A 1,211-nucleotide genomic window follows, 5' to 3' on the forward strand; every position below is an offset into this window, starting at 1 on the left:
GTGAAGGCGGCGGCCACGGCGGCGATCACGGACTCGGTCTCCGCCCGTCCCTTGCGCAGCGCAGGAGCGAACAGCCGTGCCTCGTCTGCCACACAGTCCTGGGCAAGCGTGATGAGGGTGCCGTCGGGGCCGACTTCGAGATACCTGGTGACGGTCTGCTCGGCGAGAGTGGTCACGGCGTCGGCGAAGCGGACGGTGCGGCGGACGTGCTCCACCCAGTAGTCCGGCGAGGTCATCTCCTCGGCGCCAGCGGCCGCGCCGGTCACCGTGGAGACGATGGGCAGCTTCGGACGGTCGTAGGAGAGCCCTTCCGCGACCGCCCGGAACTCGTCGAGCATGGCTTCCATCAGCGGGGAGTGGAAGGCGTGACTCACCCGCAGCGCGGTGGCCTTGCGGCCCTGGCCACGGAAGTGCTCAGCGATCTCCTCGACCGCCTGCGCCGCGCCCGAGACCACGATGGAGCGGGGTCCGTTGACCGCGGCGACGCCCACTTCGTCACCGAGGAGCGGGAGGACCTCGTCCTCGGTGGCCTGCAGCGCGACCATCGCACCGCCCTCCGGCAGGGCCTGCATCAACCGGCCACGCGCCACCACCAGACGACACGCGTCCGCCAGCGACCACACCCCCGCTACATGCGCGGCAGCGATCTCACCGATCGAATGCCCCGCCAGCACATCCGGGCGCACCCCCCACGACTCCAGCAACCGGAACAGCGCCACCTCAAGAGCGAACAACGCCGGCTGGGCGAACTCCGTCCGGTTCAGCAGGTCGGCGTCCTCACCGAAGACCACCTCCCGCAGCGGCCGAGGCAGTTCGGTGTCGATGTGGGCGCACACGGCATCGAAGGCATCCGCGAACACCGCGAACTCCTCAAACAACTCCCGCCCCATACCGAGACGTTGTGAACCCTGCCCGGCGAACAGGAACGCCGTACGGCCTCCCTCACCGACCTCGCCCGTGACCACACCAGCGGCCGGCTCACCCGCCGCCAACGCCTCAAGACCGCTCAGCAGCTCCGCACGGTCCGCACCGAGCACCACGGCCCGGTGCTCGAACACCGACCGCGACCGCACCAAGGCCCCGCCGACACCGGCCACGTCCAGCGCCTCGTCATCGCCCACGAACCCGGCAAGCCGACCGGCCTGCTCACGCAACGCCCCCCGGCCGCGCGCCGACACCACCCACGGAACCACCGACGACACCACCGGCAC

1 protein-coding gene is annotated in these 1,211 nt (G+C 70.8%); it reads right to left on the minus strand.

Annotation, left to right across the window (positions count from 1 at the left end):
* A partial coding sequence (locus tag ACZ43N_RS42715) for an acyltransferase domain-containing protein (protein WP_468105284.1) occupies positions 1-1,193 on the minus strand: 1,193 nt, incomplete at its 3' end.
* Positions 1,194-1,211 lie beyond the last annotated feature (18 nt).

The sequence above is a fragment of the Streptomyces sp. NPDC030814 genome, from assembly GCF_055572155.1.